The 23,686-nt window shown below is 64.7% G+C and carries 15 protein-coding genes and 6 pseudogenes; 14 read left to right on the top strand and 7 right to left on the bottom strand.

Annotated features, from left to right (window positions below; genetic code table 11):
* Positions 1-59: 59 nt before the first annotated feature.
* The 5 genes and pseudogenes from QP181_RS10055 to QP181_RS10030 all read right to left on the bottom strand — a co-directional run bounded on the left by QP181_RS10055 (position 60) and on the right by QP181_RS10030 (position 8,018).
* A pseudogene (locus QP181_RS10055) lies at positions 60-4,297 on the bottom strand (translocation/assembly module TamB domain-containing protein).
* A pseudogene (locus tag QP181_RS10050) lies at positions 4,297-6,493 on the bottom strand (autotransporter assembly complex protein TamA). Before QP181_RS10050 ends, QP181_RS10055 begins: the two co-directional pseudogenes overlap by 1 nt.
* Positions 6,494-6,587: 94 nt before the next feature.
* Complete coding sequence (locus QP181_RS10040) at positions 6,588-7,022, bottom strand: hypothetical protein (RefSeq protein ID WP_333928422.1); 435 nt, start codon at positions 7,020-7,022, stop codon at positions 6,588-6,590.
* Entirely contained in the window at positions 7,019-7,774 is a 756-nt protein-coding gene (locus tag QP181_RS10035; protein WP_333928421.1) for a prepilin peptidase, read from the bottom strand. Before QP181_RS10035 ends, QP181_RS10040 begins: the two co-directional genes overlap by 4 nt.
* Positions 7,767-8,018, bottom strand: a complete 252-nt coding sequence (locus tag QP181_RS10030; protein ID WP_165895429.1) for a hypothetical protein — start codon at positions 8,016-8,018, stop codon at positions 7,767-7,769. The genes QP181_RS10035 and QP181_RS10030 overlap by 8 nt, the downstream gene beginning before the upstream one ends.
* 76 nt (positions 8,019-8,094) lie before the next feature.
* Between QP181_RS10030 and QP181_RS10025 the strand changes: the two are divergent.
* The 6 genes and pseudogenes from QP181_RS10025 to QP181_RS10000 all read left to right on the top strand — a co-directional run bounded on the left by QP181_RS10025 (position 8,095) and on the right by QP181_RS10000 (position 14,205).
* Positions 8,095-9,299 (top strand): annotated as a pseudogene (locus QP181_RS10025) (acetyl-CoA C-acyltransferase).
* A 686-nt stretch (positions 9,300-9,985) separates the two neighbouring features.
* Entirely contained in the window at positions 9,986-10,648 is a 663-nt protein-coding gene (locus tag QP181_RS10020; protein ID WP_333929614.1) for a diguanylate cyclase domain-containing protein, read from the top strand.
* On the top strand, positions 10,567-11,268 hold the full coding sequence (locus QP181_RS10015; protein ID WP_333929613.1) for an EAL domain-containing protein: 702 nt from the start codon (positions 10,567-10,569) through the stop codon (positions 11,266-11,268). The genes QP181_RS10020 and QP181_RS10015 overlap by 82 nt, the downstream gene beginning before the upstream one ends.
* A gap of 26 nt (positions 11,269-11,294) precedes the next feature.
* Positions 11,295-12,047: pseudogene (locus tag QP181_RS10010) on the top strand (tetratricopeptide repeat protein); the annotation flags it as partial.
* Between the two features lie 24 nt (positions 12,048-12,071).
* Positions 12,072-13,748 carry an ATP-binding response regulator gene (locus tag QP181_RS10005; protein ID WP_333929612.1) on the top strand — a complete coding sequence of 559 codons (1,677 nt, stop codon included), beginning with the start codon at positions 12,072-12,074 and terminating at the stop codon, positions 13,746-13,748.
* Between the two features lie 64 nt (positions 13,749-13,812).
* A complete protein-coding gene (locus QP181_RS10000; protein WP_132735457.1) occupies positions 13,813-14,205 on the top strand; it encodes a response regulator in 393 nt (130 codons plus the stop codon).
* On the opposite strand, the gene QP181_RS09995 is transcribed toward QP181_RS10000, so the two are convergent.
* Entirely contained in the window at positions 14,206-15,048 is an 843-nt protein-coding gene (locus QP181_RS09995) for a class I SAM-dependent methyltransferase (RefSeq protein WP_333928420.1), read from the bottom strand.
* Positions 15,049-15,126: 78 nt separating this feature from the next.
* On the opposite strand from QP181_RS09995, the gene QP181_RS09990 reads away from it, so the two are divergent.
* The 4 genes and pseudogenes from QP181_RS09990 to QP181_RS09975 all read left to right on the top strand — a co-directional run bounded on the left by QP181_RS09990 (position 15,127) and on the right by QP181_RS09975 (position 17,416).
* Positions 15,127-15,876, top strand: coding sequence for a ComF family protein (locus tag QP181_RS09990; RefSeq protein WP_333928419.1), 750 nt, complete (start codon positions 15,127-15,129; stop codon positions 15,874-15,876).
* Between the two features lie 31 nt (positions 15,877-15,907).
* On the top strand, positions 15,908-16,162 hold the full coding sequence (grxC, locus tag QP181_RS09985) for a glutaredoxin 3 (RefSeq protein ID WP_132735451.1): 255 nt from the start codon (positions 15,908-15,910) through the stop codon (positions 16,160-16,162).
* A pseudogene (locus QP181_RS09980) lies at positions 16,162-16,988 on the top strand (carbon-nitrogen hydrolase family protein). Before grxC ends, QP181_RS09980 begins: the two are co-directional and overlap by 1 nt.
* Positions 16,985-17,416, top strand: coding sequence for a DUF1178 family protein (locus tag QP181_RS09975; RefSeq protein WP_333928418.1), 432 nt, complete (start codon positions 16,985-16,987; stop codon positions 17,414-17,416). The pseudogene QP181_RS09980 and the gene QP181_RS09975 overlap by 4 nt, the downstream one beginning before the upstream one ends.
* 69 nt (positions 17,417-17,485) lie before the next feature.
* On the opposite strand, the gene QP181_RS09970 is transcribed toward QP181_RS09975, so the two are convergent.
* A complete protein-coding gene (locus QP181_RS09970; protein WP_333928417.1) occupies positions 17,486-17,800 on the bottom strand; it encodes a hypothetical protein in 315 nt (104 codons plus the stop codon).
* Positions 17,801-18,204: 404 nt separating this feature from the next.
* On the opposite strand from QP181_RS09970, the gene QP181_RS09965 reads away from it, so the two are divergent.
* From QP181_RS09965 to QP181_RS09950, 4 genes and pseudogenes are all read left to right on the top strand, one after another.
* Positions 18,205-18,459 carry a hypothetical protein gene (locus QP181_RS09965; protein WP_132735439.1) on the top strand — a complete coding sequence of 85 codons (255 nt, stop codon included), beginning with the start codon at positions 18,205-18,207 and terminating at the stop codon, positions 18,457-18,459.
* A gap of 847 nt (positions 18,460-19,306) precedes the next feature.
* Positions 19,307-19,708: pseudogene (locus tag QP181_RS09960) on the top strand (TonB-dependent receptor plug domain-containing protein); the annotation flags it as partial.
* 101 nt (positions 19,709-19,809) lie between these two features.
* Positions 19,810-22,434, top strand: a complete 2,625-nt coding sequence (locus tag QP181_RS09955) for a TonB-dependent receptor (RefSeq protein ID WP_333929611.1) — start codon at positions 19,810-19,812, stop codon at positions 22,432-22,434.
* 369 nt (positions 22,435-22,803) lie between these two features.
* On the top strand, positions 22,804-23,601 hold the full coding sequence (locus QP181_RS09950; RefSeq protein ID WP_132735436.1) for a FadR/GntR family transcriptional regulator: 798 nt from the start codon (positions 22,804-22,806) through the stop codon (positions 23,599-23,601).
* Positions 23,602-23,686: the final 85 nt, after the last annotated feature.

The raw sequence follows: 23,686 nt of genomic DNA, 5'->3' as shown, positions 1-23,686 counted from the left end.
CATGCCCCGGCGTTACGCCGTAGGTTTCATAACCGAACCTATCCTGTTGTGATCTTTACTCAATAGTCCTTCGTATATTTGACGCTTGCGCTCTGCCCGCCGCTCGATCCTGCGGCCGACAACAGGCTGAGCGCCTTGGTCAGCGCGATCTCGAGTTGGGTCGAGGTGAAGCCCTTCGCATCGGTCACGATCTCAACATAAATGTTCTTCGTGATGTACTTGCCCGCCGCGAGGCTGGTGCCACGCCCGGTCGCCTCGTCGGCGCCGAGTACGCGCAACCGGTCGAATCCGGTCGCCGAGCGCAGCTTTCCGAGCGGGTTGAGACCACCGCCGCCCGACCCGCGCAGCGAGTTCAGAGCGGACGCCAGCTGGATCGCCTCGGTCGCCGACAAATTGGCCGGGCTCGACCCGAACAACAGGCGGCTGAGCACTTCGTCCTGCGGCAGAGTCGGCGTCGAGGTGAACGCGATCTGCGGACGCTGGCCGGTACCCGTCACGTTGATGATGACGGTGATGTCGCTGGTCGTGGTGGACGCCTGGATATTGATGTCCGGATCGGTCAGCGCGCCGCCGCGGAAGCGAATCTGGCCCTTGGTGACCTCGAACCGCTTGCCCGAGAACGAATAGGTACCGCGGACGATGTCCATCCCGCCGGTGACGATCGGCGCGGCGGACGTGCCGCCGATCCGCATGTCCATCTCCCATTCGGATTCGAGACCCATGCCCGACACGAACAACTGGTTCGACGCGCGGACGCGGAGATCGAGCTTGAACTTGCCGACGGCGGGGACCTGCGACCGGTCGGTCGAAGCCGGCGTGCGGATGTCGCTCTTGCGGCGGACACCGGTCAGTTCGGGGACCTCGGCCTGACCCTGGCGGATGATCTGATAGCGGGCCTCGGGGATCTGGAGATCACCCTGGATGAGGCCGCCGTCGCGCCCGTTGGTGAGGCGTACCGTGCCCGTGGTGGTGGCGCTGATCGCGTCGCTCTTGGCGAGCTGCGCATTGTTCAGCGTTGCACGGATGTCGATCGGGAAGCCGCTGTCCGCCGCGAACCCGATCGTGCCCTGCGCCTGCACGGTACCGTCGCCGGCCTTCGCGTTGAGCTGCGTCAGTTGCAGGTCGGTGTTCGAGAACCGCCCGGCGATCCGCATCTGCGACAGACGCGTGCCGTAGGTCTCGTTGTCGTAGGTGAGGTTGTCGGCACGGACCACACCGTTGAGCTGCGGCGCCTGCAGGCGCCCGGAGAAGTCCGCCGCAACCGCGATCGGGCCCGAGAGCTGCTGGTTCGGGATTGCCGCAAAGCTGAAGAGCACCGCGGACGGACCGTTGTAGCGGATCCCGCCCGACAGCGGCGCGGCCATCAGGCGCGTGCTCCAAGAGCCATTGCCGGCCGGCAGCGGCCGCAGGTTCGCAACCATGCGGCCGATGACCGACGTACCGCGACGGACCAGCGCCCGGCCGGTCGCGCCGTCGCCGCCGAGCGTCCCGGCGAACACGATGTCGACGGGGTCGGAGACGGCGGCAAGGCCCGAGCGGGTGAAGTTGGCGACGGTCACGCGCGCGTCCGCGGTCGGAAGCGCGGCCGAGTTCGCCTGCGAGAAGTCGAGGCTGCCGGTTGCCTTGCCGCCGATCCCGAGGTTCGGGACCAGTGCGGACAGCGTCGACAGGTCGAGGCGATCGAGCCGGACCTGAGCGTTCGTGCCGCGGCCGTAGCTGCCGGCCAAGCGCGCCGAGCCGCCGCCTGCGCCACCGAAGTCGATCCGGGTCGGCGACAGACGATATTCGCCCTTCACCGCCTGGATACGCGCCGGGTTGACCGTGCGGAAGTCGATGCCGTTCGCCTGGCCCTGCGCGGCGACGAGGTAGTTGTTCGGGCTGAGCTTGGCATTGACGGCGAGACGGAAGGGAACGCCGTTCGAGCCGGTCAGCAACGCCTGGGCGGTGCCGTTGCCGCCGACGTAATTCACCTTCGCGCGCCGCCGAGAGGACGATCGCACCGTAGCGCATGTCGGCGATCTGCGCGTCGGCGACGATCTGCGGGGTCGGCGTCAGTACTGCGGTCGCGCTGACGATCGCGCGGCCGATGGTGAAGTCGACCATGCCGGGGATCTTGGCGCCGTTGGCACGCGCGGCGACGTTGGCGCGCTGGTAGCCGCCCTGGTTGGCGAGGCGGACGTTTCCGGACAAGCCTTGCCCGGCGAACTGGAGCGCACCCGCGAACGGACCGGCCGCGGTCTGGACGATCCGGCCGCTGCCGACGATCCCGGCGAACACCACGCGGCGCACATCGACTGCGAGCTGCGTGCCTGGCGTCACCAACACGTCGGCGGTGAACGGGCCATAATTGGTGCCGCCGCTCGCGGTAACGGCATAGGCGCCGCCGCGACCGACGATCCGCGCGTTGAGGTTGACGAGCCCGACGCCGACGCCGGGACGTGGAGCGCGCAGGACGACGACGGGGGCGGTCGCGCTACCCGTTACGCGGGCGGACAATGGGCCGTAGACGGTGGAATACGCGTCTGCATTGACCAGCACAGCGCCGGTCGCCGGATCGAACCGGCCTTCGCCGCGCGTGACGCGGAACTGTGGCGCGTTCATCCGAAGATTGCGGAAGGTGACGATGCCTTCGGGGCTGTAGCCGATGTCCGAGCGGACGATCGCGTTGCCGCCGAGGAAGCTGCGCGCGCCTTCGTTGAAGATCTGCGAGGTCTGCGCGACGACGCGGCCGGTGATGCCGAAGCCGCCCTTGGGTCCCGGCACCAGCTTGGCGTCGGTCGTCAGGTTGACGATGCCGATGCCGTCAACGCGGTAATTGTTGACCCGCCCCTTGAGCGCGCCGGTGTAGCGGCCGGTGGACATGTTCGCGACGACCACCGCTGTCGCATCGATCTTGTCCGAGCGGATCTTGAGGTTGTCGGAGAGGACGTTGACGCCCGAGATCGCGAAGTCGCCGTCGATCGCGACGTTGGTGGCGAGCCCGCCGACCGCGGCATTGAGCCCCGTCACGCGACGTGCGCGCGCCTTCACCGGCACCAGGATGCGGTCCGAGTTCACGCGCGAGACCCTCGGCGTAGAGGTTCTCAACGCCCATGTCGCCGAACGCGATCGTTGCCGCGCGGACCTTGTAGTCGAGCGTCGGCGTCGCGAACGCACCGTCGAGGACGACGCGTGCCGTCACGTCGCGACCGCGCAGGTTCGGCAGGATCGCGCCGGGCGTCAGCAGCTTGGCGCTCACCGCGAAATTGCCGAAGCGGCTGTTAGCGAGATCGATCAGGCCGCCGGCGTCGACCGCCAGCGCGTCCGACTTCAGCGTCATCCGCGTGTCGGCCTTGCGGTCGTTGAGCGTCGTATCGATCGCGACATCGAGCTGCGGCGCCGTCAGCCGCTCGACCGGGCCTTCAAGATACAGGCCGGGACGCGTCGAGCCGCGGACTTCGATATGGCCGTTCTTCGCGGTCAGCGCGAGGTTCGCCAGCTGTCCGCCGCCGAGCGTCGCAACTGCGCGACCCTGCCATGCGGCCCAGCTACCGCGACCATCGACGGTCGCGGTCAGTGGCGCCTTGAACGACCCCATCGTCGAGACGACACCGCCGACCGGCGCGGTCAGCTTCACGTTGACGTCGAGCTTGTTCTGCTCGGGCACCGCGTCGAGTTTCAGCACGAGGCGGTCGCCACCGGCGATGCCCGGGCCGGTCAGCGCGGTCGCGTTGGTGGTCAGCTGCGCGCGCTTGTCAGCGATGTGGACCGCACCGTCGATCTTGACGATATGCGTCTGGCCGGTGACCGGCTTGGCGATCAAGAAGCGATCGATCACCAGGCGGTTCACGTCGATGTCGAGATCGGGGAGCAGCGGCGCGTTCGGGTCGGTCGGCGTCGCGTTGAGCACCGGGCGGCGCTGCAACGTGACCAGCGGCGTGGTCAGCGAGCGCACGTCGACATGGTTCTTGGCGAACGCGAACGGACGCCAGTCGACGGCTAGCTTCGGGCTGGTCAGGAAAACGCCCTTGGGATCGGACACGCGCACGTCGCTGAGCGTCATCGCGCCATAGATCGAGCCGTCGATCCGGCCGACCTTGATGTTCAGCCCCGAGGCGGTGGTGTAGCCGCCGATCTGGTCGGCGACGAGGCGGCGGCCCGGATCGGTATTGATCCCGAACAGCACGATCAGGACGAGCGCGACCAAGCTCACGACCAGGATCGCGAGCCATTTCAGGATGCGCTGCCACACCGGGCGCCGCTCGACCACGATCGTTTCGGGCGTCGTCTCGACGTGCGGAATGCCGTTTTCGGCCATCAGAATGCCTGCCCGATCGAGATGTAGAGGGCGACCTTGCCGTCGCCCTTGCGGGGGTTCAGCGGAGTCGCGACGTCGAACCGCATCGGGCCGAAGCTGGTGTAGAAGCGCCCGCCGATGCCCGCGCCGTAGCGCAACGACGACAGGTTCGGCGTGCTGCTTTCATAGCTGTTGCCCGCGTCGATGAACGGCACGATGCCGTAATCACCGAACCGGTAACGCGCTTCGAGTGCAAATTCGTTGAGCGAGCGGCCGCCGACCGGGTTGCCGTTAGGATCGAACGGCCCGAGCCGCTGATAGCCATAACCGCGCACCGAACCGCCGCCGCCGCCGTAATAGCGTCGTGACGGGGCGAGATCGTCGCGGTCGACGCCCTGGATCGAGCCGGCCTTGGCGCGGCCCGCGATGACGATGCTGCTGGAGACGGGATAGTAGAACGTCCCCTCGATCATCGTGCGGATGTACGGCTTGACGGAACCCTGCACCGACGTTTCGGGGCTGAGGTTGAGCGTCAGGCGATAGCCCTTGGTCGGGTTGAGCAGACTGTCCGAGCGATCGAACTTCACCTGCCCCGGCAGCGCGACGATGCCGTAGGTGCGTCGGACGTCCTTGCCTTGCGTGAAGTCGTAGACGCTTTCGTTCGTACCGACGAGTTCGCCGCCATAGTAATAGGTCAGCGGCTTTTGCCAGATCGGCGTGGAATCGTAGCTCCAGCGAACGCCGACGCTGGTCGTGAACGCGTCGTAGGCGTCGTAATTCGAATGGTTCGCGCCCGCGGTCAGGCTGAACGTCTTGTCGCGCTTGCCCGCGTTGGCGCGGCGGAACGTGCCGGACACGCCCTGCTCTTGCGTCCCTGCGATCACCGAGGCGATCAGCGCGCCCTCATACGGGAACAGGTTGCGGTGCTGCCACGTGCCCTCCGCGCGGAAGCCCTGCCCGGTCGAATAGCCGACATTGCCGCCGAGCGAGCGCGGCTTGCCTTCGCTCTGCCGCACCAGCAGGTCGACCTGCTCGGTACCGTCGGGATTGATCGTGCCGGTGCGGACCGGCTCGACCGACACCGCCGCGAACAGCGACGTCGCGACCAGCGCATCGCGCAGATCGTCGGTCATCCGGTTGTCGTAGAGTTCGCCCGCCTTGAACCGCGGGAACAGGTTCAGATGCTCGAGGTTGAAGACCGGATCGCCCTCGGTGCGAAGCTGCCCGAACGACGAGCGCGGGCCGGTATCGACGGGCAGCGTGTACGCGCCGGTCGGGGTCTGGTCGTCGAGCAGGATGTCGCGCTCGCCGACCTTGACGAACGGATAGCCCTGCTGCGGCAGCGTCAGGCTGACATTTGCCTCAGCGCCCTGGATCCGTGCGGCTTCGATCGGATCGCCGACCTTCAGCGGCAACTGCGTACGTACGAGATCGGGCGGGGTCGTCGCGTCCGCCTTCACGGTGATCGACGACAGCGAATAGAGCCGGCCGGGTTGCGCGCTGACGGTCGCCTTCAGCCGCGCGGGCTTGGTCGTGTCGGCGTCGGGGATCGTCTCGATCGTCGAGATCGCGGTCGCGTCGTAATAGCCGAGCGACTTCAGCAGCCGCACCGCCAGCGCTTCGTCCTCACGCGCGCGCCGCGACCTGCGTGGCGTTCGCCGCCTTGCCCTTGCCCTCTGCTAGTGCAGACAGGGCCTTGTATTCGCCTTCGAGCCCGTCGCCCGCCTTGTCGAGACCCTTGGTCGCGGTCTCGTAGCGGATTTCGGGCGCGTCCTTGTCCTTGATATCCGCCGCGGTCTGAAGCGGGGTCGTGTCGAAGCTCGACAGCGGCGTCAACGGTTGCGCGAGTTGCGGATCGCTGGGGCCGGTCGGGGGCAGCACATCGCCCGCCAGCGTGGTCGCAGGTGTCGTGGCCGTGGCGGGCGTCGCAGGTGCCTGGGTCGACGGAGCAGGCAGCGGCGTCATCGCTTCCAATGGCGCGTTCAGGTCGCCGCTCAACGGCGGCAGCGCGCTGTCGAACTCGGCATCGGGAACGATCGGCGCGTCGGAGCGCGGATCGTTCGACTGCGGCTGGTCGCCAGGCTTGGGCGCATCGGGGCCCTTGGCCGGGGCGGTGCCCGGCTTCACCAATTGCGCGGAACCGATGCCCGCAAACCCCGTTGTCGACGCTACCAACGCGAGAGCGAGCCAATGATGCTGGCTGTTCGAAGCTGTCACACGATCCCCTTTACGGACGGCAATCGTGTACGATTCACCCCCATCTTCGTCCACGTAACGCACGGAGGACGGCTTGGTTTCACCAAAATTCAGATCAGACACAGCCGATAAGGCCACCGACCGGCATGACGATCGTATCGCGCCCGGGGCGGTCGATCCGTAGCGTCGCGGACGTCACGGTCGCGCCCGCCGAGATGTCGGCGCGCACCGCGACCGCCATGTCGAGCGTCGCGGTCACGTCGCCGCCGCGATATTGCGTGACGCCGCCGAAGCCGAAGCCGATCGCGGGCGACTGGGTCGTCATCGCATAGTCGGTGGTCTTGCCGTCGATCGCGAGGCGGATCTGCGCGGGGTCGGCGGTGGCCATCGCGACGAGCTGCCGGCCGGCATCCATGCTCCAGAGATACGCGGCGCATCCCTTGGCGGGGAGCTTCTGCTGGCCGATCGCGCCGAGGGGACCCGGACCTGGATTGGCAGCTGGCGCAGGCGTCGCGGCTTGCAGCGCGAGCATAAGAGCGAGCGATATCATGGCGTCAGGCCTATCATGAACAGCCACGCGGGATAAGCCGCGATCGCCAGCAACGCGCCGAACGGAAGCGCGGTGTCCGCCGCCATGCTCCTCCCCTTGAGGTGCGCGGCGAGGACGACGCCGAGCCCGATCATGCTCGCGATGAGCAGGACGGCGGGCAACATCTGCCACCCGAGCCACAGCCCGATCGCACCGAACAGCTTCGGATCGCCGCCACCCATCCCGTCGCGGCCACGTATGCGTCGATAGCCGAACGCGACCAGCCACAGCATGCCGAACCCGGCGAGACCACCGATCAGCCGTTCCTGAAGCGATGGGTCGATACCGAGCGCGGCGCCGACGAGCCCGGTCGCAGCGAGAAGGATTGTCAGTCGATCGGGCAGCCAGAATGCGACGAGGTCTAGGCTTGCCAGCGCCAGCAACAGCCATCCGAACACTGCGCCTGCTATGCCTACCGGTCCCGGCGCAACGAGCCCCGCAGCCAAGCCGATCACCAACCCCGCCAACTCGATCCGCCAATGCACCGGACTGATCGCGACGCCGCATCCTCGGCACCGGCCGCGCAGAACGAGCGCGCTCAGCAGCGGTACCAATTCGATCGCGCGGAGTGTCCGCCCGCACCAGTCGCACGCCGATCGCCCCTGCATCACCGATCGCCCGTCGGGCCAGCGCGTCACTAGTGCTGCGACGAAGCTGCCGATGATCGCTCCGAGCACCCCCAGCACCACCGCCCAGAACGCAGCCTCAGACACCCGTTTTCCGCACCAGGTAGCGATACACGCCGAGGAGGTTGATCCCGAACAACACGATGTTCTGCGTGCCCAGCGCCCAGTCCCCGGTCAAGGCCGCACCGCTCAGCCACGCAATCGACGAGCCGACGAACAGCACGAACCCCCACCCCGTCACGCGTCGCCCGAAGTCGAGCGACACCATGAAGGCGGCGATCACCCCCGACCCTGCTGCACACCATTTGAGCGTCGTGATGAGTGTTTCCATGACGCGAGGTCTAGGCGCATCCCGCGGTGCTTTGTATTGCCGCACATCAACCCCAGATACGGGGGCAGAAGAATACATGGAGAGTGAAGTGGCCGCCGATCGAGATCCCATCGTCATCCTGTCCTACGCACGTACGCCGATGGGCTCGTTCCAGGGCGCGCTGTCGGGCGCGACCGCGACGCAGCTTGGCGCCGACGCCGTGCGTGGTGCGGTCGAGCGCTCGGGCGTATCGGCCGCCGAGATCGAGCGGATCTACATGGGCTGCGTGCTCCCAGCCGGGCTCGGCCAGGCGCCGGCGCGACAGGCGGCGATCAACGCGGGGCTTGGCGATCACGTCGAGGCGACGACGGTCAACAAGATGTGTGGATCGGGGATGCAGGCGGCGATCCTGGCGGCGGATGCGCTGGCGGCCGGGTCGGTCGACCTGCTCGTCGCGGGCGGGATGGAGAGCATGACCAACGCGCCGTACCTCTCGAAAGCCACCGCGGCGGCGCGCGGATCGGCCATGACCGGATGTACGATCACATGTATCTCGACGGGCTCGAGGATGCGTACGAACCCGGCAAGCTGATGGGCAATTTCGCCGAGGATACCGCGCACGAATATCAGTTTACGCGCAAGCAGATGGACGACTACGCGATCGAGTCGCTCCACCGCGCGCAGGCCGCGCAGAAGTCCGGCGCGTTCGACCGCGAGATCGTCTCCGTCGATATTGCGGGCCGCAAGGGCACGACCACGGTCTCGCTCGACGAGCAGCCGGCCAAGGGCGACGTCGCCAAGATCCCGACGCTGAAGCCCGCCTTCTCGAAGGACGGCACGATCACCGCCGCCAACGCCTCGTCGATTTCCGACGGCGCCGCCGCGCTGGTGATGACGCGTGCGAGCGTCGCCGAACGGCTTGGCATCACGCCGATCGCGCGGGTCGTCGCGCACGCCGCGCATGCCCACGCGCCGGCGCTGTTCACGACCGCGCCGGTGTTCGCGATGCGGAAAGCGATGGAGAAGGCCGGCTGGTCCGCATCGGACATCGAACTGTTCGAGGTGAACGAGGCGTTTGCCGTCGTCGCGATGATCGCGATGCGCGACCTCGGGCTGCCGCATGACAAGGTGAACATCCACGGCGGCGCCTGTGCGCTCGGTCATCCGATCGGCGCGAGCGGAGCGCGGATCCTTGCGACGTTGCTGTCGGCGCTTGAGACCACGGGTCAGAAGCGTGGGCTGGCGTCGCTCTGCATCGGCGGCGGCGAAGCGACTGCGATGGCGGTGGAGTTGATGCGCTAAGCCGCGAAGGGGAGGGCGTCCGTACGGGCGCTCTTCTCCGCCGTGGCGAGGGGCCGGCGTAATTTCCGTCGCATCTGCGCGGATCATGCCCGCGTTTCGTTTTTCTATGACCGATTAGCGACGGCGCTTTGCCTCTAGCAGGCACTCCGTCCAACTTATGCAGGCCGGATCGACTCCGTTGATCTCGGTCGAGCGCCAGACCTGAGCGGCGCGCCCCGCGGTCGAGGCGCCATACCAATGTTACAGCAGTGTTACTGCCGGATCAGCATCCCGCATGCCCTCTGCAAGCAACGTGTCATTCCACGTTCTGCACTAGTCGTCACCCGTGAAGTGTCGGCCCGATCAACGTGCTCGCCGCATATGGGCGAACAGCGTTGGTCGAGCCGACGTCGGCATTCACCAGGGGCGAATGCCGCTGTAGATCAGCGAGATGATGAGATTCAGCATGTTTTATGCTCCCTTATTGACACCCAACCGGGTGCAATTTCTGCATAATGGATAACAAAACGTTAAACAATCATTTTTGTAAATTGTTAACCATGATTTGCGGCGAGTGGGGAGCGTTCTACTTAAGACTATGTTTATGCGTGTCGGATATCCGTTAGGCATGAGGCAGTTTCCGCAGTCGCACTTCGTAAACGGCGCATCGCAGAGCGAGATCGGCCGCCTTGTCCGGGTCGGTGACGATGACGGGGGTGGGCGGCGTCTCGACGATTCTGCCGCGCCCTGTCGCCTGGCAGTTCCTGATTTTGGCAGAGATCGAGAATTTCGGCGTTCTGCGTCGACATCTTGGGCGACCCCGTGCCGATACGATGATCGTCGATGTCGCGGCACGGATTGGTACGGTGCTGTCGGATGCACGGATCGTCATCGCCGGTCGCGACATGATTGAAATCGCTTTCGAGAGCGAGGCGCGTCTGGCGCTCGACGTGGCGATTGCCGCTCTCGAAGCGGCGCTGGATCAGCCCTTCGATATCGATGGCGAGTTGCACAGGATCCACGTCCAGTTCGGGGCGGCGGCCGGGGCGACGATCGGCGATCGCGACGAGGTACACCTGATCGAGGAAGCCGAGCGCGCCTTGGCCGATGCGCGCAGCGAACGGGTGGCGGTCGCACGCGACGTGAACGCCGGCGCGGCGTCGATCGACCGGGCGCAACTGGCAAGCGACCTGACGATCGCGATCGATACCGAAGAACTGTTTCTCCAGTATCAGCCCAAGGTTCATCTCCGGCGGCAGGAGATCACCAGCGTCGAGGCGCTGGTTCGCTGGAAGCACGCGACCAGGGGCTGGTCCTACCGGGCGATTTCATCCCGATCGCGGAGGAATCGCGGGACATCATCGCGCTGACCTTGTGGACCATCCGACGGTCCATTCGCGACCAGAAGACGCTGGTCGCACATGGTCATGACCTGCGGATATTCATCAATATTGCTGGGGTCCTGCTGGCCGACGCGCGGTTTGTCCGGACCGTCTGCGCGCTGGTCGAGGCCAGCGGCGCGAGACTTGGCTTCGAGATCACCGAGACGTCGGTCATTCGCGATCCCGAAAGCGCGATCGCAAACCTCAAGATCTTTGCCGATATCGGGATCGTGATCGCGATCGATGATTATGGCGCCGGCCTGTCGTCGCTGGCCTATCTGAAGCAGTTGCCGGCGCGCGAACTGAAGATCGACAAGCTGTTCGTTACGCAACTCACGAGTTCGAACCGCGACCCGCTGATCGTGCGGTCGACGATCGACCTTGCGCATGCACTCGAGATGGAAGTGGTTGCCGAAGGCGTCGAGACGCAGGCGGCGATGGCGCTGCTGTCCGTCATGGGGTGCGACATGATTCAGGGTTTCCTGATCAGCCGCCCGATCAATCTCGACGCGCTGATCCACTTCCTGGCAGACGAAAAGCACCTTGCCATTGCGGCGGACGTGCGTGCGCCGTTCAACCGTCTTGCAACCGTGTGGAAGCGCGGTTGAGCAGGCGTGCGGCCTTATGGATCGGAATGGCCGCCAATGTCCTGCTGTTCGGCCTTGGAGTTGGCCAGCCCTGTGAAGCACAGACCGCGAAAGTGTCGGCTGAGGCTCGGTTCGATCAGACGATAGCCGACGCCAAAGGCGCGATGTTGATTGATTCGGAGGCAGCCCGATCAAAGGCCGCTGCCGCAGAGACTATCGCCGCATCGATCCGCAATCCCGGAACTCGCGAGATTTCGATCGCCACGGCCCAGTGGTTGCAAGGCGAAGCGTATCTCCGAACCGGAAATCCGGAAAAAGCGCGAATATTGATCGGCGGCGCGTTGGCGAAGGCGGCTGCGAGTGCCCCGCAATCCAAGCTGTATGCAGACATATTGCTATCGCGTGGCGGCGCCGAAAGTAGCCAAGGACGCGCTGGAGCGGCGTTGACCGATTATCAGACGGCGTTTTCTCGCTACCGGAAAATGGGTGATAATCGCGGACAGGCAATGGCGCTGATTTTTATCGCGTGGTTGTACACCGAGGCGATGGATCAAAATACCGCGCTCAAATATTACCAGCAGGCCATCGAAATATATAAGACCGATCCAAGTCTGTCAGTATCCGTCTATAATAATCGGGCGACGGCGTTTGGTGAGTTAAAACAATACAAGCAGGCTCTAGTAGAATTCAAAATAGCATTATCACTGGCAAAGGAGTTGAAAAGTGCTCCTTTGGTCGCTCAGATATATGCGAACCTTGCCCTGCTTCTATTGTCGTCGGGAAATCTGACTGGCGCGGAACAGGCAATTCGGGAAGGCCTGCTGTTGACGGCCGACCGTGAGACGTCCGGACTGAGGGCGGGCATCATTGCAATTTCGGCACAGCTGGCACTGCAACGCGGACAAATTCCGCGTGCCGTAACACTTATCACTAAGGCGCTGGCGGATCTTGGGCCCGAGGGAACAAGCATATCGCCCAAGGACATTCATCAGACTGCGTATGACGTGTTTCTGGCGGCGAACGATCCGAAGTCGGCGCTTGTCCATCTGCAGGCGGTCAAGCGGATCGACGACGATGCGACGAAAGTCGCGACCAGTACCAAGTCGGCGCTGATGGCGGCGCGGTTCGATTTCGCGAACCAGGAATTGAAGATCAGCCAGTTGCGCGCCGACGAACTGCGGCGCGGCATCGCGTTCGAACGCGCACGGGTGCAGACCCAGCGCTATGTCTTCATGGGTATCTCGGCGGCGGTCGCGATCGTGATCGCGTTGCTGGCGATCGGCCTGTTCACGATCCGCCGCAGTCGCAATCTGGTCCGTGCGGCGAATGCGGATCTGGCGATCACCAACGGTGCGCTTGGCAAGGCGCTCGCGGCCAAGACGGAGTTCCTTGCAACCACCAGCCATGAGATCCGCACGCCGCTCAACGGTATTCTTGGCATGACCCAGGTCATGCTGGCGGACGCCAAATTGTCGCCGTTGCTGCGCGATCGGCTGGGTGTCGTGCACGATGCCGGCCTGACCATGCGCGCATTGGTCGACGATATTCTCGACGTCGCGAAGATGGAGGCCGGCAACCTGACGATCGAGGCGGCGCCGTTCGATCTGTGTGCGACGGTGATGGACGCGACGCGGATGTGGGAGGAGCAGGCGCACAGCAAGGGCCTGACGTTCGAGATCGCGCTCAACGGCTGCCCCGCGATGATCATCGGCGACGCTGTGCGGATCCGGCAGATCGTCTTCAACCTGCTGTCCAATGCGCTGAAATTCACCAAGCGGGGCCGCGTCGTGCTCGCCGTCGAGGTTGCCGAGGACGGTCGGTTGAGGATCGCGGTCACCGACTCGGGGATTGGCATCCCTGCCGACAAGCTCGAACAGATTTTCGAGTCCTTTGCGCAGGCCGATGCCGGCACCACCCGTCAATTTGGTGGGACCGGGCTGGGATTGGCGATCTGTCGCAACCTCGCACGGGCGATGGGCGGCGATGTCCTGGTCGCCAGCGTCGAGGGGCAGGGCACGACCTTCACGCTGGTCCTGCCGTTCGTCCGTGCCGCCACGGTCGCGCCGGTCGTCATTCCGGTCGCGATCGGTACCGCGGTTACCTTGGTCGTCGATCGCAATCCGATCACGCGCAGCATGTTCAAGACCCTGCTGGCCCCGCGTGCCGGAACGATCGCGTTTGCGGGATCGGCCGACGCCGCCGTGGAGCGGTTGGCGGAGGGTGCGATCGCGCACGTCCTGATCGACGATGCGACGGTCCGCCTCGGCGAAGACCCGCTCGCCGATCTGCGTATCATCGCGCAGGCGGCGCGGTCGGCCGGCGCGGAAACGAGCCTGCTATGGCCTGTATCGGCCGCGCGGGAGCAGGACGAATTGCTTGCGACCGGGGTGACCAGGGTCATCGCAAAGCCGGTCAGCGGCGCGGCTTTGGTACGCGCGATCTATGGCGAGTCGCCCCCGCAGGACCTCGAACATCCCGTCCTTGTGTCGAACGCCGCATAAAGCGTAGATGCACGATTATGTCCGCCGTAATTCCCTCGCAAGTGCTGCTATCGACGAGGCGATGGTGAACGTTCTCTTCATCGAGGACGACCGGATGAACCGACGTGTCGTGAAGGACATGCTCGACGTCGCCGGCGTGACGATGGTGGAAGCGGAAAGCGCCGAACGCGGCCTGGAAATCATCGACGAGCAGGACTTCGCGATGATCTTGGTCGATCTGCGGATGCCCGGCATGGACGGCGTGACCGCGATCAAACACATTCGCGCGCGGGACGATGCCAAGGGCCGCGTGCCGATCATCGTCGTGACGGCAGACATCGCCCCCGATCTTCGCCAGCGCTGCCTCGTCGCCGGCGCGGATGACGTGATCTTCAAACCGGTGGCGATGGATTCGCTGTTCGACGCGATGGGCCGGATTTTAGCGCGCGATGCCGAAGGCGAAGGGATGATCGGCTAGCTAGCCTCGAGGCTTCAGCGCGTCCGTCATCGAGGTGGTCGCGCTGCCCCGTCGTGCCGGCTTTGGCTGCGACGGGTCGGGGGACCAGCCGGTCAGGAAGACGATCTGGAACGTCTCGTGCGTCCGGCCGCGGTCGTCGGCGGCATCGCCGAATGCGGCCAGCGTCCGCCCGAAGATTTCACGCGACATCGGTTGGCGCTGTTTGAGCATGTTGCTTGCTGCCATCCCGCGCAGATCACCCAGTAATCGTCCGAGATCGCGGTAGCCGACATCGAGCGTCTCGACGTCCGCGACCGGCAGCGCAAAGCCCGCGCGCATCAGCAGGTCGCCGGCGGAGCGGACGTCGATCTGAGGATGTAAGCGTGCCGCCGGCCGGTCGGCCTCGGCGGCGCGGAGTGCGGCGCGCAAGGCAGGCAGGCTGCCGGCGCCGACGAACGCGCCAAGGAAGAGACCGTCGGGGCGCAGTACGCGCCGGATCAGCGACAACGCGCCGGGCAGGTCGTCGACCTGGTCGAGGACGCCCGCGCTCACGACAAGGTCGAAGCTGGCATCGGCGAACGGCAGCCGGTCTTCATCGGCCTGCACGCCGTTTGCGTTGGCGGCAAAGGCATAGCCTGGATCGCATCGCGCGATCCGCGCACCGATCGGCGCCGGAAACGCGGCATCGAAACAGCCGAGATCGAGGATATCAGCGAACGACCGCGTGACGGCCTCCAGCCGCTCCGCGATCCCGTCGAGCATTGTCGCGCGGAGAAAGTCGTGCTCGGCATAGTCGGGCGCAGCGCGATCGCGGCGGTGGCGCCGCGCGGCGCGGTCGAAGATTTCGGGGGCTTGATCGGACACGGGGCGCTTGTGCCGCGCACCGGCATCGCCGACAAGGGGTACGGCGCAAACACCGGCCCCGGAAAAGGAGGCCTGCCTTTGCAACCGCGCTTGAACCAGCTTTTCAAACTGCCGAGCGTGCTACGCCATATCGTCGACGCCGCGTTGCCGCCGCGCTGCGCCGGGTGCGGCGACCCGGTCGCGCAGGATCATAGGTTCTGCGCGGTATGCTGGTCCAGCCTGCGCTTCATCGCACCGCCCTGGTGCGCCGGATGCAATCGTCCGTTCGCGTTTGATCGCGGCGCCGATGCGCGCTGTGGCGCCTGCCTGCGCGATCCGCCGCGCCATGCGGGCGTGCGGGCGGCTGTAGCCTATGGGCCGGTCGCCCGCAGTCTTGCGCTTCGCCTGAAATATGGCGGGCGGACGGCCTTTGCCGAAACGATGGCGTTGCGGATGCGATGGCTGATCCCGGCCGAGACCGACCTGCTCGTTCCAGTCCCGCTGCATCGTCGGCGGATCTGGTCGCGCGGCTTCAACCAGGCGGCATTGATCGCGCAAGCCCTGGCCAAACTGAGTGCCGTCCCAGAGGACCGCGACGTGCTCGTCCGGCCGCGTCGCACCGTCGTCTTACGCGGCTTGGGAGGGCGACAACGCGCTCGGGTCGTCGCGGGTGCGTTCGCGATCGAGGCGGCCGAACGCGTACGCGGCAAGACCGTCGTTCTGGTCGATGACGTCTACACCAGCGGCGCGACCGCAGACGCGTGCACCCGCGTTCTGCTGCGCGCAGGTGCCCGCTCCGTCACGATATTATGCTGGGCGCGTGTGCTGTCGGCGGACCGTGACGATTGACAAGAGCGGCATCGAACCACATTTCCGACGAATGGCTAAAGTTGAAATCTACATAAAGCAGTTCTGCCCCTATTGCTCGCGGGCGATGAAACTTCTCGCATCGAAGGGTGTCGAGCCCGAGACGTTCGACGTCACGATGGGCGGCCCGAAAAAGGCGGAAATGGTCGAGCGATCGGGCGGGCGCATGACGATGCCGCAGGTCTTTATCGATGGTAAGCACATCGGCGGGTCGGACGACCTCGCCGCGCTCGACGCAAAGGGTGGCCTCGACCCGCTGCTCGCCTGATGCCACGGATCGGCGTCCTCCAGATGACCAGCGGGATCGATCCCGCGGTCAACGCCGCTACGCTGGTCGATGCGATCCGCGCCGCGGGGGACAGGGCGCCACCATGCTGTTCACGCCCGAAATGTCCGGGCTGATCGATCGTGACCGTGCGCGAGCCGGAGCCGCTATCGTTGCCGAAGATACCGACATCGTCCTGGCCGCAGTGCGCAGGGCGGCGGCAGAGATGGGCATCTGGGTGCATCTCGGGTCACTCGCGGTCCGGCGCCCAGACGGCAAGTTCGCCAATCGCGGCTTTCTGATCGATGCGGCGGGGGTGATCCGGGCGCGCTATGACAAGCTGCATCTGTTCGACGTCGACCTGCCGTCGGGCGAAAGCTGGCGCGAATCCGCCGCCTATGTTGGCGGCGACACCGCGGTGGTGGTCGATACGCCTGCGGGAAGGGTCGGTGCGTCGATCTGCTACGACCTTCGCTTTGCCGATCTGTATCGCGCGCTCAGCGATGTGGGCGCGACGATCCTCTCGGTCCCTGCTGCATTCACGCAACCGACCGGGGCTGCGCATTGGCACGTCCTGTTACGCGCCCGCGCGATCGAGGCCGGAGCCTATGTCGTCGCCGCCGCGCAGACCGGGACCCATGCCGATGGGCGCACAACCTATGGACATTCGCTGGTGATCGACCCCTGGGGTGAGGTGATCCTGGACATGGCAGAGGCTACGGGTCTCGCCGTCGTCGACCTCGATCCCGCGCAAGTTGACGCGGTCCGATCGCGTATTCCTGTGCTGCAACACCGCCGGCCGATACCCCCCGTCACGATCGTCCGATGATCGTGTTCGACCTCAAATGCGGCGGCGGCCACGTCTTCGAGGCGTGGTTCGGGTCGAGTAGCGCGTATGAAGATCAGCGCACCGCAAGCCAGGTCCGGTGCCCACTCTGCGACAGCGCCGACATCACCAAGGCACTGATGGCGCCCGCGATTGCAGCGAAGGGCAACAGGACGCCCGACTCGCCGACGCCGGATGCGGTCAAGGCGGTGATGAAACTGGTTGCCGCTCGACAGGCCGAAGCGCTCAAATCCTCGCAATGGGTCGGCCCGGCATTTGCCGAACGCGCCCGTGCGATGCATCTGGGCGAGGAGAAACAGGCGACAATCCACGGTCTGGCCAGTCTCGCAGATGCCAAGGCGCTGGTCGACGACGGGATAGCGATCACGCCGCTGCCGCTACCCATCGCGCCGCCCGAAAAGCTGAACTGAGCGTCGCCGCCGATCTTTGCGGGTGAGGCCGATGACGGGAATAATTGCGATCGTTCCGGTGCGCGAATGCTACGCGCGTCGAGCGCGCCTGATAAAGCTCAGAAGCCGGATAGTCAGATCGCGTTGATCGGCTGCGATCTGTTTTTGCGCGCGTTCGATGGCCGTCTGACCGGTCTGCGGCGATGCGCCAGCCTCACGGATCAGCGATTTCGTGTACCGATCGCGATCGGATGAGCATGCCGCCAACGCGCCGACTGCTATCGTGACGTCGCTCTTCGAACCGAGGCTCTCGACTTGCGCAAATGTCTGAAGGCAGCTTTCCCAGGCAGCCTTGGCCGATGGGGTACCATTTGACGGTGGAGGCGTGAGAGCGAGCGCCAGCATGAGCGAGACCAGTATCATCGGAGCCGTTTGCCTGATTAAGGCAATTGCGCAAAGGTTTACGAACGAACGATTGCAAACCCCGGCCGATCCAGCATGGCGATTTTGCCAGCTACCGTGACGACGGCCGCCGCGAACGCCATGCTGGGAGGAGTCGAACGCGCCTGACGCAGACAGGCCACGCGACATTGATGGGCGACATACGATAATTTATAATGCGTTAACCTTCGCGGCGGTATGCAAACCGCGCCGCGGGGCGTGTAGCGTATCTGCCCCGCGGTTAGACTTCGCCATTGCATGCACCCCAGAATGCGCTGCATTGACAATCCTTTACTAGATCCGCCATCGCCGCGTTCCGAACGCAGGCCATGGCATCGCCGGTCGGGTTGGGGGACATGGAGAGAGTTATGTCTGTCGAAGTGACGGGTGCGCTGGTTGGCTGGAAGAGGGTTCCCTCGAGCAACGGCATCATGCTGACGATTCAGGTTGCCGGGACGGCCGCAGATTATGCAGCGGGGCGCCTCACGCGAGTCTCGGTCGCGCTGAACGATCGTCAACTACGGTCGCTGACACGCGATCTGGGGCGTGCATCGACATCGCGCGGACTCGATCTACGCGCACCGCGTCGCTGGTGGCAGTTCGGTAGAGCGAAATCCAGCTAGGTCCAGGCTGCCAGGCTGCCAGGCTGCCAGGCTGCCAGGCTGCCAGGCTGCCAGGCTGCCAGGCTAAGGTTTCGGCGGCGTGGCTAGCAAGCCAAGCGCGAAGTCCGCACTAGGAACGCCTGTCAGACCTATCCCTCGATGCACGGTATCGAGGCATCTACTGAGGCTTTGGGATCGACCGTACGACGCAACGCGGTAGCCGCCTTGAGGGCACCGACACCAGCCCGTTAAGGGTATCCCAGCATCGCGCCTGCGGTTGTTACGCCCGTGCTGCATGCGTTCGACATCCAAGTGAGTCCAGACTGCTCGCTACTAAAGCGCTCCTTTGGGATGGTCTAACAGGTGGGAGCGCTCACATAGCCCCAAAGGATATGGTGCGTTGCTGCTCTAGAACCCAAGCGGCGCTTTTCGCCGTGCGTCGATACGCATATGGCCTTGGTCGAGGCACCGAGCGGCCCCGAGGCCTTCGACGAACGACGTGCTATCTGTATTGGTAATACCGCATTATACCATCGGCCTGTCGAATTTGACTGAGATAGCCCGGTAAAGAGAAAAATTGGCCATGCCGGAAAGTCTTGACTCGGCAACCACCCGTCGTAAGGTACCGCTATCAATAGCCTGCTTTAGACGGGCGTGATCGGGAGTTGGACGGTTGGCGATTCAAATTGCAGCATATGGCACGCCGTGGCGCTTCGCGCTCCGCGACGCCTGACGCACGTCCCCACGCCCGACGACCAAATTAGGCTTTCTCGCCACAACGTTGGTGAGGTTTCGGAGAGGACCCCGACCATGACATCTTTTAAAACGGTACCTCGTCTGACGCGCGGCATTGTTGTGCGCGACGACGATGGCGGCGCTGTGTTCTACCATCGCAAGCGCTCAAACCATCCCGCCGACGCAGGATCCATCGCCGCCCGTGACGCAAGATGCCCCGGCCGCCGCGGGAGAATCCACGACGGCATCGCCAGCCGCGACCTTGCCAAGTTCCGATCAGACGCCGGGTACCATCGACGCGGCCGACAGCGCCGACATCGTAGTCACCGGGTATCGCTCCAGCCTCGCCAAATCGACCAATGCAAAGCGAGCGGCAACTGGCTTCACCGATTCGATTTTTGCAGAAGATATCGGCAAGTTTCCCGATACGAATATCGCCGAGTCCTTTAACCGCATTCCCGGCATCACAATTACGCGCGACGTGACTGGCGAGGGGACGAACGTCGCGATCCGCGGACTTGGCTCCAACTTCACGAACGTTACGCTCAACGGCGCGACGATCGCCGTGGCGTCGTCAGGCGCGACTGACGCGCAAGGGACCGACCGGTCGGTCGATCTGAGCTTTTTCCGACCGACCTGTTCACCAAGCTCACGGTCAACAAGAGCTATACCGCTGATCTTCTCGAAGGCGGTGCGGCGGGCAATATCGATCTGCGGTCGGCGCGGCCGTTCGATCGCGCAACCTCGTTCCTCGCGTATAACGTTCAGGGCACTAAGCAGTCGCCCGAGGACCGGATCGGCGCGCGTGGCTCGCTGATCGGTAGCTGGCGTAACGACAAGTTCGGTATCCTCGCTGGCGTGTCGGCCCAGCGTCTGTTTACCGACACGCGCGGGTTCGAAACCATTGGCTATACCAATCCTGCATTGACGGCCTCGCAATGTGGTGCGGCGTCGGGGTGCAACACGACCGGCGGCGGCAATTGGACAATCCCGGCAGTCGTGCCCATCGGCGCCGGTGCTGGTCTGGTGGCAGGCACGCCGATCACCAGTGCGTTCCTGCTCGCGAACAACCCGGGTGCGACAATCCAGCAGATCGACAACGCGTTGCTGCCGCGCCTCGGTCGTTCGACCAGCATCCGCGGTCCACGCGACCGTCTCAATGCGATCGTCAGCGCTGAGTGGCAGCCGACCGATACGCTGCATTTCTATGTCGATGGCCTGTACGGCTATAAGAAGAACGACCTGATCCGCGAGAACGTCGCGTGGATCGTGCGGAATGGCGCGGTCATCCCCACGAACCTGACGTTCGATAAGGCGGATTGCACGATCGGTTGCGTCGTCACCGGCGGCACTTTCGCCAATGCGCAGTTCTTCAACGAATTCCGTCCCTATACCGAGACGACGAAGCTCTTCAGCATCAATCCGGGCGGCGAGTGGGAAATCTCCGACTCGCTCAAGCTCAACCTTCAGGGCAATTACGCGCGCTCCACGTTCCACCGGGAAAGCCCGTCGGTGGGACTCACAACGCCGCTGGGTGTCGGCAACACGGTCACCTATGCCAATACCGGAGGCATTCCGACGATCGAGAGCGGGCTGGACCTCAACGATCCCGCCAATTTTGGTTGGAATGCGGGAAGTCGAGTGAATATTCAGGACGAGCGGCGGCTCAACACGAGTAAGGGCGGGCGCGGCGATCTCACTTGGGGCGGCAAGGCGCTCAATCTGAAGGTCGGCGGCGCATTCGACGACGTGTTCCGTCGGATCCGCGGGTACGACAATAGCCAGGCTTGGCAGAATGCGGTCTGTGGCAACAACCCCAGCGTATTCGTCGGCTCGCCCAACTCACAGCCGCCCTGCGAAGGTCTGAACGCGCCCGGCGCGGCGCCAGCCGGCTATCCGACCTATCCGGGCTATGGCACCGGATCGACCGCGGGTATGACGGGACCCGTTACCTATGGTGGCTCGCTGATTCCGAATTCGGCGGTGCCGACGTATCTGAAACCGGGACCGGCAGGGTTCGTGACGGTCGATTGGCCGAAGTTCGCGGCTGCCAGCAACTATGACCAGTATCACGACAATGCCCCGGAAACCGGCGCGGCCAACACGGGTGCGAGCGGCGGTGCGATCCGTGAAGTCGTCAAATCGGCGTTCGCAACGGTCAATGGCGAGCAGGAGCTGGGCGGCAACATGCTGCGGTTCAACGTCGGCGTGCGCTACGTCAACACGATCCAGACGATCACCGGGCGCGTGTCGCTGCCCGATCCGCGCAACACGACGTCGACCGGTGCCGCATTGCCCGACGGTAGCCGCTATCCGAACCTCGTCAGCAATGTCTCGACGCGCAACGTCTATGCGAAGTGGCTGCCGGCCGCGACCTTCGCCTATGACGTCAGCGAGCATGCGGTGGTCCGCGTCGCGGGCTCGCGAACGATGACTCGCCCCGATCCGTCTGCACAGCTGCCGGGCGTCAATTTCGGTGCGCCGTCGGCGGATCAGGCAACGATCGGCAACCCCGCGTTGAAGCCCTATCTCTCGACCAACCTCGATCTGGGCTTCGAATATTACACCGGCCGTGAGGGGGTCGTGAGCTTCAACGCGTTCCGCAAGTCGATCGAGGGGTTCACCAACACCTTCATCAGCACGGTGCCGTTCTCGAACCTCGCACAGTATGGGATCACGTACGACACGCTGAACCCGACGCAGCAGATCGCGCTGAATTCGCGTGGCGGTCCGGCAGCTGCGCAGGTTCAGGTCACGTCGCAGGTCAACGTACCCAACAAGCTGACCATCAACGGCCTCGAATTTCAGTGGGTCCAACCGCTCGACTTCATCACCAAGCACATCGGCGTCACCGGCTTCGGCTTCAACGCCAACGCAACGGTCGTCGATCAGCGCAGCGATGGTCCGGCCCAGGCGTTCGGCGTGGCCCCGTTCACCTACAACATCACCGGCTATTACGAGAAGAACGGCGTGATGCTGCGCGTGTCGACGACCTCGCGCGAAGGCTCGCAGAACAGCGGCGCGGCGCAGAACGGCATTCCGGCGGCGGCGTTGTTCGGCACCGACTATACGACGTACGACTTCTCGTCGTCGTTCGATCTCGACAAGATCTTCGGTCTGAAGGGGGCGCCGCAGCTGACGATCAACGTCGCGAACTTCACCGACGCGACGCTGCGGTCGTACTTCCAGTTCGAGAACGCGACCTTCACGCAGTACAAGCCGGGTCGTCAGTTCCTGGTCGGTCTGCGCGGTACGTTCTAGTGTGTAGATGGGCTAGCCTGTAGACGGGCTAGCCTGTGAACGGGCTAGTCGATACGCGGGGCGGTCGCGATACGATCGTCCCGTCGCCTATTCGACGATACACCACGGCCGCGATCGCCCCGCCCGACGATCGCGCGCCGTACCATAATTGGCTCGGCCTTGTCCGCCGCGGTGCGGTCTGGCTGGCACAAGCGCGGGTTCGGGGTGAGAGCGTTTCCGGGCACGGTCTGCGCGCACGCCGCGGGGCCATCTGATAGCCGAGGCGCGGTGCAGCAGCCTGGAACGAGGGCGGCTCGCGCGCGATGATGTCTTTCCACGCCGCTGCCTACGATGTAGCATTTGGCTGAATACGATCGATTGGTAAGTCCGATGGCGAAAGCTGCAGCACGCAAGACACTGTCCACGGTGGGAGCCTATGATCCTCCGGCCAACGACCGGCTTTATCAGCGTATTGCACGGCAGCTGGTCGAGCAGTTGACGATGGGAACCTATGCCATCGGCGACAGGCTGCCCGCGGAGCGAGAGCTGGCGATCGATTACGGCGCAAGCCGCCCGGCGGTACGTGAAGCCCTGATCGCGTTGGAAGTGCAGGGCCTGATAGAAGTGCGCGTCGGCTCCGGGGCGTATGTCTGCCGGTTGCCGGGGCAGGGGGAAGAGCCCGGTTTCGCGATCACCGCCTTCGAGCTGACCGAGGCGCGGATCATGTTCGAGGGCGAGGCGGCGGCACTGGCGGCCGTCCAGATCAGCGATGCGGAGGTGCGCGTGCTCGACGGCCTGGTCGATGCGATGACGACCGAAAACTTGCTTGCTGAAGTGACCGAAATTGCCGACCGCGACTTCCACATGGCGATCGCGAAGGCGACCCGGAACGCCGGTGTCGTCCGGACGATCGAGGATCTGTGGCATCTTCGATCGACGTCTCCCGAATGCGCGCTGCTCCACGCCAAGGCGCGCAATGCGAAGGTCCGGCCGGTGGTCGCCGAACATGCTGCGATCGTCGATGCCTTGCGCGCCCGCGACGCAGTCGGCGCACGGGCGGCGATGCGCGCGCACCTGACGTCGGTGATGGACCATCTGCTGTTCCAGACCGAGGAAATGGCGATGGAGCAGGCGCGGCTCGCGCTTGCCGAGACCCGGCAACGCTATGGCGGCATTGCGCCGTCGTAATGCCGCCGCAAGGTGGCGGTAAGAAGTTGTCAGACCAATTCCGTAGCTGCTATCAACTACCACGGGGATGCGTCGCGCTCGCCAT

Origin of the sequence: Sphingomonas sp. LR55 (assembly GCF_036856015.1) — a bacterium.
Lineage (GTDB): Bacteria > Pseudomonadota > Alphaproteobacteria > Sphingomonadales > Sphingomonadaceae > Sphingomonas.
Note: the sequence above shows the minus strand (reverse complement) of the source record. Positions and strands in the feature narration are given on the sequence as shown.

Coding starts and splice junctions, on each gene's coding strand:
- QP181_RS09970 (WP_333928417.1), bottom strand. CDS start 17,800: ATGCTGGCGCTCGCTCTCACGCCTCCACCGTCAAATGGTACCCCATCG.
- QP181_RS09965 (WP_132735439.1), top strand. CDS start 18,205: ATGTCTGTCGAAGTGACGGGTGCGCTGGTTGGCTGGAAGAGGGTTCCC.
- QP181_RS09950 (WP_132735436.1), top strand. CDS start 22,804: ATGGCGAAAGCTGCAGCACGCAAGACACTGTCCACGGTGGGAGCCTAT.
- QP181_RS10020 (WP_333929614.1), top strand. CDS start 9,986: ATGACGGGGGTGGGCGGCGTCTCGACGATTCTGCCGCGCCCTGTCGCC.
- QP181_RS10040 (WP_333928422.1), bottom strand. CDS start 7,022: ATGATATCGCTCGCTCTTATGCTCGCGCTGCAAGCCGCGACGCCTGCG.
- QP181_RS10030 (WP_165895429.1), bottom strand. CDS start 8,018: ATGGAAACACTCATCACGACGCTCAAATGGTGTGCAGCAGGGTCGGGG.
- grxC (WP_132735451.1), top strand. CDS start 15,908: ATGGCTAAAGTTGAAATCTACATAAAGCAGTTCTGCCCCTATTGCTCG.
- QP181_RS09975 (WP_333928418.1), top strand. CDS start 16,985: ATGATCGTGTTCGACCTCAAATGCGGCGGCGGCCACGTCTTCGAGGCG.